The organism is Streptomyces sp. NPDC050842 (genome assembly GCF_044456565.1).
GTDB lineage: Bacteria > Actinomycetota > Actinomycetes > Streptomycetales > Streptomycetaceae > Streptomyces.
In genome coordinates, this window is record NZ_JBITGA010000008.1 from 128,074 (window position 1) to 144,108 (window position 16,035).

Annotated in this window: 14 protein-coding genes and 1 riboswitch; of the genes, 11 read left to right on the forward strand and 3 right to left on the reverse strand. The window is 72.1% G+C overall.

Going from position 1 to position 16,035, the window contains the following annotated elements; translation table 11 throughout:
• Positions 1-162 precede the first annotated feature (162 nt).
• The 4 genes from ACIBG6_RS26740 to ACIBG6_RS26755 all read left to right on the forward strand — a co-directional run bounded on the left by ACIBG6_RS26740 (position 163) and on the right by ACIBG6_RS26755 (position 4,948).
• Positions 163-1,515, forward strand: coding sequence for a M16 family metallopeptidase (locus tag ACIBG6_RS26740; protein WP_399225140.1), 1,353 nt, complete (start codon positions 163-165; stop codon positions 1,513-1,515).
• Positions 1,516-1,541: 26 nt separating this feature from the next.
• A complete protein-coding gene (locus tag ACIBG6_RS26745) occupies positions 1,542-2,909 on the forward strand; it encodes a M16 family metallopeptidase (protein WP_399225389.1) in 1,368 nt (455 codons plus the stop codon).
• Positions 2,910-3,110: 201 nt separating this feature from the next.
• Positions 3,111-3,274, forward strand: a riboswitch (cyclic di-AMP (ydaO/yuaA leader).
• Between the two features lie 12 nt (positions 3,275-3,286).
• Complete coding sequence (locus ACIBG6_RS26750; protein WP_399225142.1) at positions 3,287-4,069, forward strand: M23 family metallopeptidase; 783 nt, start codon at positions 3,287-3,289, stop codon at positions 4,067-4,069.
• A 195-nt stretch (positions 4,070-4,264) separates the two neighbouring features.
• Entirely contained in the window at positions 4,265-4,948 is a 684-nt protein-coding gene (locus ACIBG6_RS26755) for a GntR family transcriptional regulator (RefSeq protein ID WP_317599879.1), read from the forward strand.
• A 170-nt stretch (positions 4,949-5,118) separates the two neighbouring features.
• Here ACIBG6_RS26755 and ACIBG6_RS26760 read toward each other — a convergent pair whose 3' ends face one another.
• Positions 5,119-5,400, reverse strand: coding sequence for an HPr family phosphocarrier protein (locus ACIBG6_RS26760; RefSeq protein WP_399225143.1), 282 nt, complete (start codon positions 5,398-5,400; stop codon positions 5,119-5,121).
• 175 nt (positions 5,401-5,575) lie between these two features.
• On the opposite strand from ACIBG6_RS26760, the gene ACIBG6_RS26765 reads away from it, so the two are divergent.
• From ACIBG6_RS26765 to ACIBG6_RS26780, 4 genes are read left to right on the forward strand one after another with little or no spacing between them, the layout of a single operon-like run.
• Positions 5,576-8,596: a GNAT family N-acetyltransferase gene (locus ACIBG6_RS26765; RefSeq protein ID WP_399225144.1), complete on the forward strand. Its 3,021-nt coding sequence runs from the start codon at positions 5,576-5,578 to the stop codon at positions 8,594-8,596.
• Between the two features lie 38 nt (positions 8,597-8,634).
• Entirely contained in the window at positions 8,635-9,231 is a 597-nt protein-coding gene (locus ACIBG6_RS26770; protein ID WP_399225145.1) for a DUF5998 family protein, read from the forward strand.
• Positions 9,231-10,436 (forward strand): alkaline phosphatase family protein, encoded by a 1,206-nt coding sequence (locus ACIBG6_RS26775; RefSeq protein WP_399225147.1) that lies wholly within the window; start codon positions 9,231-9,233, stop codon positions 10,434-10,436. Before ACIBG6_RS26770 ends, ACIBG6_RS26775 begins: the two co-directional genes overlap by 1 nt.
• A gap of 49 nt (positions 10,437-10,485) precedes the next feature.
• The gene (locus ACIBG6_RS26780) at positions 10,486-11,136 is read left to right on the forward strand and encodes a thymidine kinase (RefSeq protein ID WP_399225148.1); all 651 of its coding nucleotides are present in this window, start codon (positions 10,486-10,488) and stop codon (positions 11,134-11,136) included.
• A gap of 7 nt (positions 11,137-11,143) precedes the next feature.
• Here the strand turns inward: ACIBG6_RS26780 and ACIBG6_RS26785 are convergent, their stop codons facing one another.
• Together ACIBG6_RS26785 and ACIBG6_RS26790 are read right to left on the reverse strand one after the other, a co-directional pair.
• Positions 11,144-12,331, reverse strand: coding sequence for a PucR family transcriptional regulator (locus tag ACIBG6_RS26785; protein ID WP_399225149.1), 1,188 nt, complete (start codon positions 12,329-12,331; stop codon positions 11,144-11,146).
• 86 nt (positions 12,332-12,417) lie between these two features.
• Positions 12,418-12,624 carry a hypothetical protein gene (locus ACIBG6_RS26790; protein WP_399225151.1) on the reverse strand — a complete coding sequence of 69 codons (207 nt, stop codon included), beginning with the start codon at positions 12,622-12,624 and terminating at the stop codon, positions 12,418-12,420.
• Positions 12,625-12,839: 215 nt separating this feature from the next.
• On the opposite strand from ACIBG6_RS26790, the gene ACIBG6_RS26795 reads away from it, so the two are divergent.
• The 3 genes from ACIBG6_RS26795 to ACIBG6_RS26805 all read left to right on the forward strand — a co-directional run bounded on the left by ACIBG6_RS26795 (position 12,840) and on the right by ACIBG6_RS26805 (position 16,025).
• The gene (locus tag ACIBG6_RS26795; protein ID WP_399225152.1) at positions 12,840-13,796 is read left to right on the forward strand and encodes a DUF3068 domain-containing protein; all 957 of its coding nucleotides are present in this window, start codon (positions 12,840-12,842) and stop codon (positions 13,794-13,796) included.
• A 260-nt stretch (positions 13,797-14,056) separates the two neighbouring features.
• Positions 14,057-15,283, forward strand: a complete 1,227-nt coding sequence (locus ACIBG6_RS26800; RefSeq protein WP_399225153.1) for a glycosyltransferase family 4 protein — start codon at positions 14,057-14,059, stop codon at positions 15,281-15,283.
• A 64-nt stretch (positions 15,284-15,347) separates the two neighbouring features.
• Entirely contained in the window at positions 15,348-16,025 is a 678-nt protein-coding gene (locus ACIBG6_RS26805; RefSeq protein WP_399225390.1) for a class I SAM-dependent methyltransferase, read from the forward strand.
• Positions 16,026-16,035: the final 10 nt, after the last annotated feature.

Here is a 16,035-nt window from a genome sequence, read left to right on the forward strand (position 1 = left end):
CCAACAAGGTTGATCTGACGCGGACCATTGTGGACTGTGCCACCGACAACGCCGACCGCGACCCGGAAGAGGGACATCCGGAAGGGGCGGGAACTTCGCGAGGTGTCGGCGCGCTTGCATACAGTGGCAGGACTTTTTCACATCGCGATCGAAGGGACGTACATGCCCATGGGTCACACGGCCACGGCCGAGGCCGGCTCCGGCGGCCTGACAGCGACCGAGCACCGGTTGGCGAACGGCCTGCGCGTGGTGCTCTCGGAGGACCACCTGACCCCGGTCGCCGCGGTCTGCCTCTGGTACGACGTCGGTTCGCGTCACGAGGTCGAGGGCCGCACGGGCCTCGCCCACCTCTTCGAGCACCTGATGTTCCAGGGCTCGAAGCAGGTCCACGGGAACGGGCACTTCGAGCTGGTGCAGGGCGCGGGCGGCTCGCTCAACGGCACGACGAGCTTCGAGCGCACCAACTACTTCGAGACCATGCCCACCCACCAGCTGGAGCTCGCGCTCTGGCTGGAGGCCGACCGCATGGGCTCGCTGCTCGCGGCCCTGGACGACGAGTCCATGGAGAACCAGCGGGACGTCGTCAAGAACGAGCGCCGCCAGCGGTACGACAACGTGCCGTACGGCACGGCCTTCGAGAAGCTGACCGCGCTGGCCTACCCGGAGGGCCACCCGTACCACCACACGCCCATCGGTTCCATGGCGGACCTGGACGCCGCCACGCTGGAGGACGCGCGGAACTTCTTCCGCACGTACTACGCGCCGAACAACGCGGTGCTGTCGGTCGTCGGCGACATCGACCCGGCGGAGACCCTCGCCTGGGTCGAGAAGTACTTCGGCTCGATCCCCTCCCACGACGGCAAGCTGCCCCCGCGTGACGGCTCGCTGCCCGACGTCATGGGCTCCGAGCAGCGTGTGGTCCTGGTCGAGGAGGTCCCGGCGCGCGCGCTGATGGCCGCCTACCGGCTGCCGCACGACGGCACGCGCGAGTGCGACGCCGCCGACCTGGCCCTGACGGTCCTCGGCGGTGGCGAGTCCTCCCGCCTGCACAACCGCCTGGTCCGCCGGGACCGGACGGCCGTCGCCGCCGGCTTCGGCCTGCTGCGCCTCGCCGGGGCGCCCTCGCTGGGCTGGCTGGACGTCAAGACCTCCGGCGGCGTCGAGGTCCCGCAGATCGAGGCCGCCGTCGACGAGGAGCTCGCCCGCTTCGCCGCCGAGGGCCCGACGCCCGAGGAGATGGAGCGCGCGCAGGCCCAGTTGGAGCGCGAGTGGCTCGACCGGCTCGGCACCGTCGCGGGCCGCGCCGACGAACTGTGCCGGTTCGCCGTGCTGTTCGGCGACCCGCAGCTCGCCCTCACGGCCGTCGACCGGGTCCTCGACATCACCGCCGAGGAGGTGCAGGCGGCCGCCAAGGCCAAGCTGCGCCCCGACAACCGCGCGGTGCTCGTCTACGAGCCGGTGGCCACCGAACAGAGCGAGAGCGACAGCGACGAGGAAGAGGGAGCGGACCAGTGACCGACGCTGCCGTGTCTTTGACGAGCATGGACTTCCACCCGCAGCCCGCGCCGGGCGTCGCCAGGCCCTGGGCGTTCCCGGCCCCGGACCGCGGCTCCCTGGCCAACGGCCTGACCCTGCTGACCAGCCACCGCCCCGGCCAGCAGGTCGTGGCCGTGGAGCTCTTCCTGCCGGCTCCGCTGGACGCCGAGCCGGCCGGTCTCGACGGCGTCGCCACGATCATGGCCCGCGCGCTCTCCGAGGGCACGGACCAGCGTGACGCCGAGGAGTTCGCGGCCGAGCTGGAGCGCTGCGGCGCCACGCTCGACGCGCACGCGGACCACCCGGGCGTGCGGGTCTCCCTCGAGGTGCCCGTCTCCCGGCTGCCCAAGGCGCTCGGGCTGCTCTCCGAGGCGCTGATCGCCCCGGCGTTCTTGGACACCGAGATCGAGCGCCTCGTGCGCAACCGCCTCGACGAGATCCCGCACGAGACGGCCAACCCGGCCCGCCGCGCCGCCAAGCAGCTCTCCAAGGAGCTGTTCCCGGCCGAGGCCCGGATGTCCCGGCCGCGTCAGGGCACCGAGGAGACCGTCGAGGCGATCGACGCCGCCGCGGTCCGCGCCTTCTACGAGGCGTACGTCCGGCCCGCCACGGCCACCGCGGTGGTCGTCGGCGACCTGACCGGCGTCGACCTGGACAAGGTCCTCGCCGAGACCCTGGGCGCCTGGACGGGCGAGCCGGCCGAGCCGCTGCCGATGCCGCCGATCACGGCCGACGACACCGGACGGGTCGTCATCGTGGACCGTCCCGGCGCGGTCCAGACCCAGTTGCTGATCGGCCGGATCGGCGCCGACCGGCACGACAGCGTCTGGGCTGCCCAGGTCCTGGGCACGTACTGCCTCGGTGGCACCCTCACCTCGCGGCTCGACCGCGTCCTGCGTGAGGAGAAGGGCTACACGTACGGCGTGCGGGCCTTCGGGCAGGTGCTCCGCTCCGACGCCGAGGGGAACGGTGCCTCGATGCTCGCCATCAGCGGCTCGATCGACACCCCCAACACCGGCCCGGCACTTGACGACCTGTGGAAGGTGCTGCGGACCCTCGCCGCGGAGGGCCTCACCGACGCCGAGCGCGAGACGGCCGTGCAGAACCTGGTGGGCGTGGCACCGCTCAAGTACGAGACGGCCGCCTCGGTCGCCGGGACGCTCGCCGACCAGGTCGAGCAGCACCTCCCGGACGACTACCAGGCCCAGTTGTACGCGCGGCTCGCCGAGACGGGCACGGTCGAGGCGACCGCGGCCGTCGTCAACGCCTTCCCCGTGGACCGGCTCGTGACCGTGCTCGTGGGCGACGCGGCACAGATCGCGGAGCCGGTGCGCGCGCTCGGCATCGGTGAAGTCACCGTGGTGACCGGCTGATCGCACGCGCCGACCCGGCGACGGAAGGCCTCGACGTCATGATTTCGTCGAGGCCTTCCGCTTTGTCCGTATTGAGGGCAAGGGTGGCTGTCTGCCCTGTGGCATGTCTTACAAACAGGCGTGTCTGTTTGGTGATTGACAGACGATCCCATAGCGTCGGTGCGGCTGTTCGTCAGTTGCACGTGCCGCATTCGCGGCAACGGACAGTCATCGCCGAGTCCCCGTCAGGCGCGAGCCTGGGGAGCCGGGGACCCACACAGTCCCTGGGGTGAATCGGGCGCCTTCGTCACGTACGGAGGGGCTCGTAGGAGACCTTCCTGCTCCGAACCCGTCAGCTAACCCGGTAGGCGAGAAGGAAGGAAAGGATCAGCCCCTACATGGCGTTCACCCGTGCCACCGGGAAGCATCGTGGTCCGAGCCGGATGGCGCGCCGCAGCGTGGGCATCGCCGGCGTCGCGACGCTCGCCACCACCGGCGTCATCGGAACCTTCGCTTCCCCGGCGCTCGCCGCCGACACGGACAACCGCTCCGCCGAGGACACCGGCCTCACGCAGGTGATCACCGAGGACTCGCTCGCGGACCGGATCGACGCCCAGGCCGCCGCCCAGGAGCAAGAGGCCTTCGAGGCCATCGTCAAGGCGAAGGCCCAGGCCGAGGCCCGCGCCGAGGCGAAGCGCAAGGCCGAGGCCCGTGCCAAGGAGGTCCGCGAGGAGCGCGAGCGCGCCGCCCGCGAGGCCGAGCGCCGGCGACTCGCCTCCTTCCAGCTCCCCGTGGCCGGCTCGTACGTGACCACCGGCTACAAGACCGGCGGCTCGCTCTGGTCCTCCGGCAGCCACTCCGGCATCGACTTCCACGCCTCCTACGGCAGCTCGGTCGTCTCCGTCGGCTCCGGCACCGTCGTCGAGGCCGGCTGGGGCGGCGCGTACGGCAACAACATCGTCATCCAGATGAACGACGGCACGTACACCCAGTACGGTCACCTCTCGTCCATCGGGGTCTACGTCGGCCAGACCGTCGAGCCGGGCCAGCAGATAGGCATCTCGGGCTCGTCCGGCAACTCGACCGGCCCGCACCTCCACTTCGAGGCGCGGACGGGCTCCGACTACGGCTCGGACCTGAACCCCATCTCCTACCTCCGCGCCCGCGGCGTCAGCCTCTGACACCTCGCGCATCGCGTCGCAAAAGCCCCGGCTCGTACTGAGCCGGGGCTTTTCGCTGACCGAAACATATCGCTGGATTCCACGGGGGCATCGGAAATTCCGGCCTGCTGCAATAGAGTCGCGGAACAGACGCAGAACGGACGCGGAACATGCGTCGCTCGAATTGTCTCTCGCGGACCAAGGCGGAGGTCGGACATGCGCGTACCCGCGCAATCGGTATGCACGGCGATCCGGGACGACATCGTCTCCGGTGTCTTCGAGCGGGGCGGGCGGCTGACCGAGGAGCAGCTCGCGCGCCGCTACGGGGTCTCCCGTGTCCCGGTCCGTGAGGCCCTGCGCACCCTGGAGTCCGAGGGCTTCGTCGTCACCCGCCGCCATGCCGGCGCCCATGTCGCCGAGCCCACCGAGCAGGAGGCGGCCGATCTGCTCGACATGCGGGCCCTCCTCGAACCGCTGGGCGCCGCCCGCGCCGCGCAGCGGCGCACCGAGGCGCACCTGAAGGTCCTCCGCGGCCTGGTCAGGCTGGGGCAGGAGCGGGCCAGGCGCGGCCAGGGCGAGGATCTGCGCTCGCTCGGGGGCTGGTTCCACGAGACGCTGGCGCAGGCCTCCGGCAGTCCGGCGCTGACCGCGCTGCTCACCCAGCTGCGGCACAAGATCGCCTGGATGTACGCGGTCGACCAGCCCGCCCACCCCGTGGAGGCCTGGTCCGAGCACGGAGCCATCGTGGACGCCGTCGCGCGCGGCGACGCCGAGCGGGCCAGGGCGCTGACGGCGCTGCACGCGGAGCGCTCGTTGGGACTGCACCGGCTCAAAAGGCCGGAGCGCGGTCGTGTGAGGGTTTCGCAACATGTCGTCAACACGGCGAGCGGCCGGAATTAACGCGCGCACCGTATACAAAGAATAGGAATTCGACGGAGCCTGTTTGGGCTGCCCGGAAACACCGGCTCCGGAAATGTGAAAACCGCGACCTCCGGAATTCCGGGTGTCGCGGTTTCGTCGTACGGGGAACGCGTCGTACGGGGGAACGCGTCGTACGGGGGAAAGCGGGGTCAGACGGTCTCGGGGAGCTCGTCGAGACCCTCGGCGACCAGCTTCGCGAGACGGTCGAGCGCGACCTCGGCGCCGTCGGCCTCCGAAGCGAGGACGATCTCCTCGCCGCCCTGCGCGCCCAGGCCGAGCACCGCGAGCATCGAAGCGGCGTTCACGGGGGTGCTGTCGGACTTGGCGATCGTCACCGGAACGCCGGAAGCCGTGGCGGCACGGACGAAGATGGACGCGGGGCGGGCGTGGAGGCCCTCGGCCCAGCCGACGTTGACGCGGCGCTCAGCCATGGTGTTGCCCTTCAAGTCTCAAGCGGGTTGTCTAGACCAGTCTCTCATGTGATGCGCGGTGCTCGTGCCGACCTTCGACCCGGACCGCACCGACTTTCGGTCCTCCTCACCTTGCACGGCACGCACCTGCCGCGCGACCGGTGCCGGTGTCGCACACCGGCCGTAGGCTGGCCCCATGCAGAGCGCGTCGGAGCAGTCGGAAGCGGCGGATCGACCGGCATCACCGGCACCTGCCCCATCGCCGGAGCACGCCTATCCCGATCACTGGGAGGCGGACGTGGTCCTCCGGGACGGCGGCACCGCGCGCATCAGGCCCATCACCGCCGACGACGCCGACCGGCTGGTCAGCTTCTACGAGCAGGTGTCGGACGAGTCCAAGTACTACCGCTTCTTCGCGCCCTACCCGCGGCTCTCCGCGAAGGACGTCCACCGGTTCACCCACCACGACTTCGTCGACCGGGTGGGCCTCGCCGCGACGGTGGGCGGCGAGTTCATCGCCACCGTCCGCTACGACCGCATCGACGACCGCGGCATGCCCGCCTCGGGACCGGCCGACGAGGCCGAGGTCGCCTTCCTCGTCCAGGACGCGCACCAGGGGCGCGGCGTCGCCTCCGCCCTGCTCGAACACATCGCGGCCGTCGCGCGCGAGCGGGACATCCGGCGCTTCGCCGCGGAGGTGCTCCCTGCCAACAACAAGATGATCAAGGTCTTCACGGACGCGGGCTACACCCAGAAGCGGAGCTTCGAGGACGGCTCCGTCCGGCTCCACCTCGACCTCGAACCGACCGTCCGCTCTCTCGCCGTCCAGCGCGCGCGGGAGCAGCGGGCGGAGGCGCGATCCGTCCAGCGGCTCCTCACACCCCGCTCCGTCGCCGTCGTCGGCGCCGGGCGCGCGCCCGGCGGGGTCGGCCGGACCGTCCTCCGCAATCTCCTCGGCGCCGGCTTCACCGGCCGCGTCCACGCGGTGAACGCCGCGCTCACCGACGGTCCGGCGGAGCTCGACGGAGTCCCCGCCCACCGCTCCGTCGCGGCCATCGGCGAGCCCGTGGACCTGGCGATCGTCGCCGTCCCCGCCGAGCGCGTGCCGGAGGTCGTCGCCGACTGCGGCGAGCACGGGGTGCTGGGCCTCGTCGTCCTCTCCGCCGGGTACGCGGAGAGCGGCCCGGCCGGCCGGGAGCGGCAGCGCCAGCTCGTACGGCAGGCCCGCTCGTACGGGATGCGGATCATCGGGCCGAACGCGTTCGGGATCATCAACACCTCCGAGGACGTCCGGCTCAACGCCTCGCTCGCCCCCCACATGCCGGCCGCCGGGCGGATCGGGCTCTTCACCCAGTCCGGCGCGATCGGGATCGCGCTCCTCGCCGGCCTCCACCGGCACGGCGCGGGGCTCTCCTCCTTCATCTCGGCCGGCAACCGCGCCGACGTGTCCGGGAACGACTTCCTCCAGCACTGGTACGACGACCCGGGTACGGACGTCGTCCTCCTCTATCTGGAGTCGATCGGCAACCCCCGGAAGTTCACCCGGCTGGCCCGCCGCACCGCGGCGGTCAAGCCGGTCGTGGTCGTCAAGGGAGCCCGGCACAGCGGCAGCGCGCCGCCCGGCCACCGGGTGCCCGTCACCCGCATCCCGCACGCCACGGTCTCCGCGCTGCTGCGCCAGGCCGGGGTGATCCGCGTCGACACCGTCACCGAACTCGTGGACGCCGGACTGCTCCTCGCCGCCCAGCCGCTGCCCGCCGGGCCCAGGGTCGCGATCCTCGGCAACTCCGAGTCGCTCGGCCTCCTCACGTACGACGCCTGCCTGACCGAGGGACTGCGCCCGCTGCGGCCGCTCGACCTGACGACCGCGGCGGGCCCGGCGGACTTCCGGGACGCGCTGGCCGCGGCGCTCGCGGACGAGACGTCCGACGCGGTCGTGGTGACCGCGATCCCCTGGGTCGGGGAGAACGGCGCCACCGAGTCCGGCGACGGGGAGGTCCTCGCGGCCTCTCTGCGCGAGGCCGTCGCGTCCGTACCCGCCCCGGCGAAGCCCGTCGTCGTCGTCCACGTCGAGATGGGCGGCCTCGCGGAGGCCCTCGCGGTCGCGACGAGCACGAGGCCGGCGCCGACGGGCACGAGGCCGGCGCCGGCTGGGACCCGTACGGCATCGGCTCCGGCCCGCCCCGCGACGGCAGCTGTCACCGGCACCGCCGCCCCGGCCGCCGCCCCGGCCACCGGGGAGACCGCCGACCCGGGCTCCGCCCCGAGCGCCGGTCCTGCCGCCCCCGATCCTGCCGTCGCGTCGACCGCCGACCCGACCCCCGGCCGGCAGGCCACCATCCCCGCCTATCCCGCCGCCGAGCGCGCCGTGCGGGCCCTGGCCGAGGCCGTGCGGTACGGGCAGTGGCGGCGGCAGGCCGCCGAGCCCGGACGGGTGCCCGAGTACGAGGACATCGACGAGCCAGGAGCCGCGGCGCTCATCGAGCGGGTGCTCGGTGACGGCGGCGACGGCGGCGAAACGGACGCGCGGGGTGTGACCCTCGACACCGCGGAGGCGGGGGAGCTGCTCTCGCGGTACGGGATCACCGTCCTGCCCACCCTCCCCGCGCCCACCCCCGACCACGCCGTCGCGGCCGCCCGCCGGCTCGGCTACCCCGTCGCGCTCAAGACGACCGCGCCCCACCTGCGCCACCGCCCCGACCTCGGCGGTGTCCGGCTGGACCTGGCCACCGAGGAGCAGCTCCGTACCGCCTACGCCGAGGTGACCGAGGTCCTCGGCAAGCCCGAGGAGCTCCAGCCCGTCGTCCAGGCGATGGTGCCCCGGGGCGTCGACACCCTCGTCCGCTCCGCCATCGATCCCGCCGTCGGAGCCGTCCTCTCCTTCGGGCTCTCCGGCGCGGCCTCCGAGCTCCTCGGCGACACGGCCCACCGGTTGGTCCCGGCCACCGACCGGGACGCCGCCGAGCTCGTCCGTTCCATCCGCACCGCCCCGCTGCTCTTCGGCTGGCGCGGATCCGCCCCGGTCGACACCCCCGCCCTGGAGGAACTCCTGCTCAGGGTCTCCCGGCTCGTCGACGACCACCCGGAGGTGGTGGCGGTCTCCCTGGAGCCGGTGGTCGTGGCCCCGGGCGGACTCTCCGTCCTCGGAGCCACCGTCCGGCTGGCCCCGCCCCCGCCCCGGACCGACCTCGGCCCACGCCGCCTGCCGAGTTACTGAGGCTCTGAGGGGGCCCAGGGCCCCGTAGGATGGAGTCCATGGCGAAGAGCGGTACGACGACCCAGGGGCTGCGCGCGGCGATCGAGCGCAGCGGCTACTACCCGGCCCTCGTGGCCGAGGCGGTGGAGGCCGCCGTCGGCGGCGAGGCCGTGGCGTCGTACGTGGTGCACCAGGAGACCACGTTCGACGCGAACGAGGTCCGGCGCCACGTCACCGTCCTCGTCCTGACGGCGCACCGCTTCATCGTGAGCCACACCGACGAGCAGGCCGCCGACACCAGCTCCCCGACGCCGTACGCCACGACGTCCACCGAGTCCGTGAAGCTCGACCGGATCTCCTCGGTCGTCGTCAGCCGTGTCGTCGCCAACCCCGAGTCGTACACGCCGGGCACGCTGCCCCGCGAGGTGGTGCTCACCATCGGCTGGGGCGCCGTCTCCCGCATCGACCTGGAGCCCGCCGCCTGCGGCGACGCCAACTGCGACGCCGACCACGGCTACACGGGGAACGCCACCGCCGACGACCTCAGCCTGCGGGTGAGCGAGGCCGGCGACGGCCCGGACACCGTCCGGCAGACCCTCGCCTTCGCCCAGGCGCTCTCCGAATCCATCGCGGCCACCGCCGCCACCGCGCGCTGATGGTCCAGCCCACCGCCGTGTCCCACGGCTGGCCAGACGACCCGGTCCCGCTGTCCCCGGACACCGCGCCGGTGCCCGAGTACACCTTCGGCTCCCTCGGCGACCTGCTGCCGACGCTCGTCGCGGGGCAGGGCGTGCCCGGCTTCGACGCGCGGATCGCCGAGCTGACGCCGGCCGACCGGAACTGTGTGTTCCTGATCGATGGACTCGGCTGGGAGCAGATCAAGGCCCATCCGGACGAGGCCCCGTATCTGACCTCGCTCCTCGGCTCCTCGCGCGGCGGTACGGGCCGCCCGGTCACCGCCGGCTTCCCCGCCACCACCGCGACCTCGCTCGCCTCCGTCGGCACCGGCCGCTACCCCGGTACGCACGGGCTGCCCGGCTACACCGTGCGCAACCCCGACACCGGCGAGCTGATGAACCAGCTGCGCTGGAGGCCGTGGAGCGAGCCGCGCGTCTGGCAGCCGTACCCCACGGTCTTCCAGCTCGCGCACGCGGCCGGGATCCACACCGCCCAGGTGTCCTCCCCGATCTTCGAGCAGACCCCCCTCACCCAGGTCGCGCTCAGCGGCGGAACGTTTCACGGGCGGCTGACCGGCGAGGAGCGCATGGACTTCGCCGCCGAGCAGCTCGCCGCCGGCGACCGCTCGCTCGTCTACACGTACTACAGCGAACTCGACGGCGCGGGACACCGGTTCGGCATCGACTCCGACGCCTGGCGCGGACAGCTGATGTTCGTCGACCGGCTCGTGCAGCGCCTCGCCGAGCAGCTCCCGCCCCGCTCCGCGCTGTACGTCACGGCCGACCACGGCATGGTCGACATCCCCTTCGACGAGCAGCACCGCATCGACTTCGACGAGGACTGGGAGCTGCGCGCCGGCGTGGCCTTCCTCGGCGGCGAGGGCCGGGCCCGCCATGTGTACGCCGTGCCGGGCGCCGAGGCGGACGTCCTCACCTGCTGGCGCGAGGTTGTCGGCGAGCAGTTCTGGGTGGCGGGCCGGGACGAGGCCATCGCCCTCGGCTGGTTCGGCGACGAGATCGACGAGCGGGTGTACGGCAGGATCGGCGACGTGGTCGCCGCGGCACACGACGACGTCGCGATCACCGCGTCGGTCAACGAGCCCCACGAGTCGGCGATGGCCGGCATGCACGGGTCCATGACCCCCGCCGAGCAGCTCGTCCCGCTGCTCGAAGTCCGTTCCTGAACCCCCGCGCCGCACACCCCCTCACGACCTGAAAGGTCCCTGACCCGTCATGCCCGAGCTGGTCTTCTTCTCCGGAACCATGGATTGCGGGAAGAGCACCCTGGCCCTCCAGATCGCCCACAACCGCGACGCGCGCGGGCTCCAGGGCGTGATCTTCACCCGTGACGACCGGGCGGGCGAGGGCAAGCTGTCCTCCCGGCTCGGCCTGGTGACGGAGGCGGTCGAGGCTCCGCAGGGCATGGACCTGTACGCGTACCTCGTCACCCAGCTCTCGCAGGGCGGCAAGGCCGACTACGTGATCGTCGACGAGGCGCAGTTCCTCGCGCCGGAGCAGATCGACCAGCTCGCCCGAATCGTCGACGACCTCGGCCTGGACGTCTTCGCCTTCGGCATCACCACCGACTTCCGGACCAAGCTCTTCCCCGGCTCGCAGCGGCTGATCGAACTGGCGGACCGGATCGAGCAGCTCCAGGTCGAGGCGCTGTGCTGGTGCGGGGCCAGGGCCACGCACAACGCCCGTACGGTCGGCGGGCAGATGGTCGTCGAGGGCGCCCAGGTGGTGGTCGGCGACGTGAACCGGCCGGCGGGGGAGGTCGGTTACGAGGTCCTCTGCCGCCGTCACCACCGCCGCCTCATGACCTCGGCCACGGCCCACGCGGGCGCGCTCTCGCCGGACGTCCTCCCGGTCAACAACGCCTGACCCGCGGTCAGTCGGGCGGCGGTAAGAGATCTCCGCGCAGCCGCCGCGTGCGAAGCGCCAGCTCCAGTTCGAAGCGGCGGTCCGGGTCGTCCAGGTCGTCGCCCCACAACTCACGGAGCTGTCTCAGCCGGTAGCGCACGGTCTGGGGGTGGACTCCGAGCAGGGCGGCCACCTCCGGAGCACCACCCCGCGTCTCCAGCCAGGCCAGCAGTGTCTCGGCGAGTCGGTTGGCGTGCGCCGGGCCGCCGACCTCGTCAAGCCGCGCCAGCCGCCGCCGCGCCAGATCGTCGATCAGCTCACCCGCGGGCAGCAGCACCAAGGCTTCGACGTGCTCGCCGCAGTGCAGGAGCCGCCCCCGCGGCAGCAGACCCTGCTCGATCATCCCGACAGCGGCCTCCGCCCAGCGCAGCGACGTGGCAGCCTCCACCAGGGGAACCGACGGGCCGAGCGCCCCGGACCAGCCGGCCAGCGCCCGGTCCAGCAACTCCGCGCGTCCGGGGGCGTCCGGGTCCGGTACGACCAGGCGCGGCTGCACGCCCTCCATGTCGAGCAGCATCTCGTCGCCCACCGCGGGGGCGACGGCCTCCTGGGCGGGACGGAGCAGCACCGCCACCGCCACCCTCCCGGGCAGCTGCCAGCCCAGGTCGGCCGCGCGGTCGGCGAGCAAGGCGGTCGGATCCGTGCGGTGTTCGGTGAGCAGGAGATCGACGAGCAGCCGTTGCAGGCGCAGGCGCTCACCGGCCTGGCGGGCGACGGCCTCGGCATAGCCGCGTACCGACTGGGCCACCATGACGTCGAGGTACTCGAACGCGGACTCGGCGAGTTCGTACATGGCCGAAGGCGGGATGTCGACCTGCTGGCCGATCTTCGCCATACGCCGCCAGGAAAGGCGGACGCCCAGCCGGTAGATCCCCTGTAGGGAGTCCAGGCTGCGCCCTTGCGAGACCTCGCCGCGGCCGAAGTCCCGGAACAGCTCCGGGAGGGCGCGCGGCCGGTTCGACCCCGTGGTCATCTGTTCCACGAAGAGCTCAAGGGCGTGCCGGATGGCCACCAGTGCCTTCGGCTCCCCGGACTCGTCGGGCAGGAGCACCAGGCTCGGATACTCCCGCCGGATCGCGGCGAGGATGTCCTGTGCCAGTTCGGGGACCTGCTCCAAGGCGCGGTCGGCGAACTGCTGAATCCGTTGTCGTGGCACGTCGTGCCACGCTGACGAGGCTTCCACCGCACCGCTCCTGGGTGTCCGGTCCGTACGCGCTCGGTCTGCGGGCTTCATGTCCCAACCTAGCCCGCTCCGGAGCCCGCCGTGCCGGACGGGCCGTCCGCGGGCGATTCGGGGAACGTGACGAGCGGCACATTCGGCTGCTCGGGTGTGGCGTCGAGAGCGGTGACGATTCCGAAGGCGGCGCCGGCGGCCAGGAGGGCGGAGGCGGCGCAGGTCAGGAAGGCGGCGAGCAGTCTGGACATGAGGATGATCGGCCTCTCGGTCATCGAGGTCTGTCACCCAGCGCACCGGCCCGGTCCGGCGCGGCCAGTATGGGAGGCGCATTGACAGGTGGTCAAGAGGCGCCTAATTTCGCCGCCACAGGACTGTTACTCCCGGGTACGCATTCTCGCCCCGGTCAGGCTGCACCCCGTGTGTGCGCCTCCTTCCCGCACGGCCCACGAGCCCTCCCCGCACGTCGCGCCCGTATTGGAGTACCCGCATGCGTCGTTCCATGTCACCTTTGTCCCTGATTCTGCTCGGTGTCGGAGTCTTCCTGCTGGTGTTCACCCAGCTGCTGGCCTGGTACGTGGAGCCTCGCGCCAAACGCACGCCGACCGATGTGGACTCCACGACGGTCTTCAGTGGTCAGGGCAGCTACTTCGACACCGGGTCCGTCTCCACGGTGGACGGCCAGGCGCTCACGATCACCCGCCGGGTGCTGGGGGACGTCGCGGGCGGCGAGCGCAGCGGAAACGCGATCTGGGACGTCTCGACGCAGATCGACTCGCCGAAGACCCTCGCGCTGGGCGACCCGCGGAAGTCCCTGCAGTGGACCACCGAGCGCTGGGTGACCGACCGCCGGACGAACCTGCCGGTGCGCTGCTGCGACGAGAAGCCCGCGTTCGAGGGCGAGGCGTATCTGAAGTTCCCGTTCGACGTCGAGAAGCGCTCCTACTCCTGGTGGGACAGCACCCTGGGTGCCACCGTGCCGCTGGAGTTCCAGGAGGTCACCAGGGTCGGCGGGCGCGAGGGCTACCGCTTCGTCGGCAGCGTCAAGGCCACCCCGACCGGCACCCGTCTGGTGCCCGGGGTGCTGGTGGGCAGCTCGAAGCCGGGCCAGGTGCCGGCGGAGGAGTGGTACGCCAATGCGCGGATCGAGCTGACCGTGGACCAGCGCACGGGGCGGATCATGAACGCGCTGATCGCTCCGAAGAAGACGCTGCGGGCCCCGGGTTCGCAGAAGGACGCGGTCACCCTGCTGGCCAGTGAACGGCTGGAGTTCACGGAGGCGACCCGGCGCGAGCAGGTCGCGCTGGCCTCCGAGGACGGCGGCCGGCTGGAGCTGCTCGGCGAGACCGCGCCCCTCGCGGGCGGCGTCGCGGGCGGTCTGCTGGCCGTCGCCGGTGCCGTGCTGCTGATCCGCGGCCCCCGGCGGGGCGAGCACTCATCAGAGTGAGGAAAACGGGGCCGACCGAAGTCCCGAAATTGTCATCGGGGTGAGTAGCCGGAACGTATGCCTGAACGAACACTGATGTTACCCCGCGGTAAGGCCAACGTTTCCGCTGGAGCAGGCTGCCACCCTCGGCAGCCAGCCCGCCGCGGCACCCGCAGTACCCCGTACGAGCCAGCCCAGCGCTTCATCCCCGGAAGCCCGGCAGACCGACATGCGCATTCCCCTGCGCATCCCACCCGCAGCCGCCGAGTTGGAGCACCTCTATGCCCCAGCGCTCGTCCGCTCTGGCCTCGGGCCAGAAGGACTCCCGTTCCGTCCCCGCTCAGGCCCGCACCGGCAGCCACCTGGCCGACTCGCTCACTCTCGACGCGCCCGTCGCCCCCTCCGGGGCGCCCGTGCCACGTCGGATCACCTTCCTCGCCCGACGCGATCTGGCCAACCAGGCCGCCGGTGGCTCGGAACTGCTCATCGACCGGATAGCCGACGGTCTGACCGCCGACGGCCATGAGGTCACGCTCGTGTGCGGCGGCCCGGCCGCCGCACGCGACTACCGGGTGGTCTCCGCGGGAGGCGACGCGAGTCACTTCCCGCGCGCCAAGGCGACCTTCGCCCGCGAGGTCGGCACCTGCGACCTGTTGGTCGAAGTGTGCAACGGCATGCCGTACCTGGCGCCGCTGTGGCACCGCGGAGCAACGGTGTGCCTGGTCAACCACGTGCACACCGATCTCTGGCGGATGCGCTATCCGGGCCCGGCGGCACGCCTCGGACGCAGGCTGGAGCACTGGGCACTGACCGGGATCCACCGTGACAACCTGATGGTGGCCGTCTCCGAGTCGACCGCCTCCGAGCTGCGCGCCATCGGCGTGGCCGCGGACCGCATCCGGATCGTGAACAACGGTGTCGAAGAACCCGGCCCCCTGCTGCCGGAGGCGAAGGAACCGCTGTTCCTGGCCGTCGGACGACTGGTGGAGTACAAGCGCGTCGACCTGCTCCTACGGCTGTGGGAGCGGGTGCGCCCCGTCACCGGCGGCCGCCTCGTCATCGTGGGTGACGGCCCCGAACGGGAGCGGCTCGAAGCCATGGCCGGCCCCTCCGTGACGTTCGCAGGCCGGGTGTCGGAGGCCGAGAAGCACCGGCTGATGTGCGAGGCGTGGCTGCTGCTGCACCCCTCCCTCGTCGAAGGCTGGGGGCTGGTCGTCACCGAGGCGGCCGCGCGGGCCACCCCCGCGATCGGATTCGACATACCCGGACTGCGCGACTCCATCGAGGACGGTGAGACCGGGGTGCTCGCCCGGGGCGAGAGTTCGTTCGCCGCCGCGTGGTGCGCCCTGTCCCTCAGTGCCGAACGGCGCGCGGCCATGGGGCGGGCCGCCGCGCAGCGCGCCGAGCGCTTCCGCTGGAGCGCGACGGTCCGTCAGTTCCAGGCGGTCGCCGCCGAGGCCGTGGCCCGCACCGCGCACCCGGGACGCGAGAGGAGCGTCCGTGCCTGAGACCACCGAGCACGGATTCAAGGATCCGTCGCTGAGGCGATCGGCCGCCCTCTTCCGGGCGTTCATGCGCGAACCCAGCGATCCCGAGCGGTGCTACACCTTGCTGGCCCGTGACTCGGTCGCACAGGTCGCACGCCATGTCGACCTGACCGGCAAGATCGTCGTCGATGTCGGCGGCGGCAGCGGCCACTTCACCGAGGAGTTCCGCCGCCGTGGCGCGCAGAGCTACCTGTTCGAGCCCGACCCGCGGGAGCTGAACGCCCGCGGCCGTACCGCCGAGGACGCGGTCCTCGCCGACGGGTACCTGCTGCCGCTCGCCGACGGCGCCGCGGACGTGTGCTTCTCGTCCAACGTGCTGGAGCACGTGTCGGACCCGCAGACGTTCATCAGCGAAATGACCCGGGTCACCCGCCCCGGCGGGCTGATCTACCTGTCCTTCACCAACTGGCTCTCGCCCTGGGGAGGTCACGAGACCGCGCCGTGGCACTACCTCGGGGCCGACCGGGCCCGCGCGCGCTACGAACGGCGCACCGGCCGCGCGGCCAAGCACACGCTCGGGGAGAACCTCTTCCCCGTCCACATCGGTTCCACCCTGCGGCACGTCCGCGGTCGCGACGACGTGCAGGTCGTGACAGCGCGATCACGCTACTGGCCGTTCCTCGCGAGCACGATCACCCGGGTGCCGGGACTCCGCGAGATCGCCACCTGGAATCTGCTGCTGATTCTCAGGCGAAGCCCATGAGCATGCGAAG

Bases quoted from the DNA above. Each gene is read 5' to 3' on its own strand.
- ACIBG6_RS26780 (WP_399225148.1), top strand. From the start codon at position 10,486: ATGCCCGAGCTGGTCTTCTTCTCCGGAACCATGGATTGCGGGAAGAGC.
- ACIBG6_RS26790 (WP_399225151.1), bottom strand. From the start codon at position 12,624: ATGACCGAGAGGCCGATCATCCTCATGTCCAGACTGCTCGCCGCCTTC.
- ACIBG6_RS26795 (WP_399225152.1), top strand. From the start codon at position 12,840: ATGCGTCGTTCCATGTCACCTTTGTCCCTGATTCTGCTCGGTGTCGGA.
- ACIBG6_RS26770 (WP_399225145.1), top strand. From the start codon at position 8,635: ATGGCGAAGAGCGGTACGACGACCCAGGGGCTGCGCGCGGCGATCGAG.
- ACIBG6_RS26745 (WP_399225389.1), top strand. From the start codon at position 1,542: ATGGACTTCCACCCGCAGCCCGCGCCGGGCGTCGCCAGGCCCTGGGCG.
- ACIBG6_RS26800 (WP_399225153.1), top strand. From the start codon at position 14,057: ATGCCCCAGCGCTCGTCCGCTCTGGCCTCGGGCCAGAAGGACTCCCGT.
- ACIBG6_RS26765 (WP_399225144.1), top strand. From the start codon at position 5,576: ATGCAGAGCGCGTCGGAGCAGTCGGAAGCGGCGGATCGACCGGCATCA.
- ACIBG6_RS26740 (WP_399225140.1), top strand. From the start codon at position 163: ATGCCCATGGGTCACACGGCCACGGCCGAGGCCGGCTCCGGCGGCCTG.
- ACIBG6_RS26750 (WP_399225142.1), top strand. From the start codon at position 3,287: ATGGCGTTCACCCGTGCCACCGGGAAGCATCGTGGTCCGAGCCGGATG.
- ACIBG6_RS26760 (WP_399225143.1), bottom strand. From the start codon at position 5,400: ATGGCTGAGCGCCGCGTCAACGTCGGCTGGGCCGAGGGCCTCCACGCC.
- ACIBG6_RS26755 (WP_317599879.1), top strand. From the start codon at position 4,265: ATGCGCGTACCCGCGCAATCGGTATGCACGGCGATCCGGGACGACATC.
- ACIBG6_RS26775 (WP_399225147.1), top strand. From the start codon at position 9,231: ATGGTCCAGCCCACCGCCGTGTCCCACGGCTGGCCAGACGACCCGGTC.
- ACIBG6_RS26805 (WP_399225390.1), top strand. From the start codon at position 15,348: ATGCGCGAACCCAGCGATCCCGAGCGGTGCTACACCTTGCTGGCCCGT.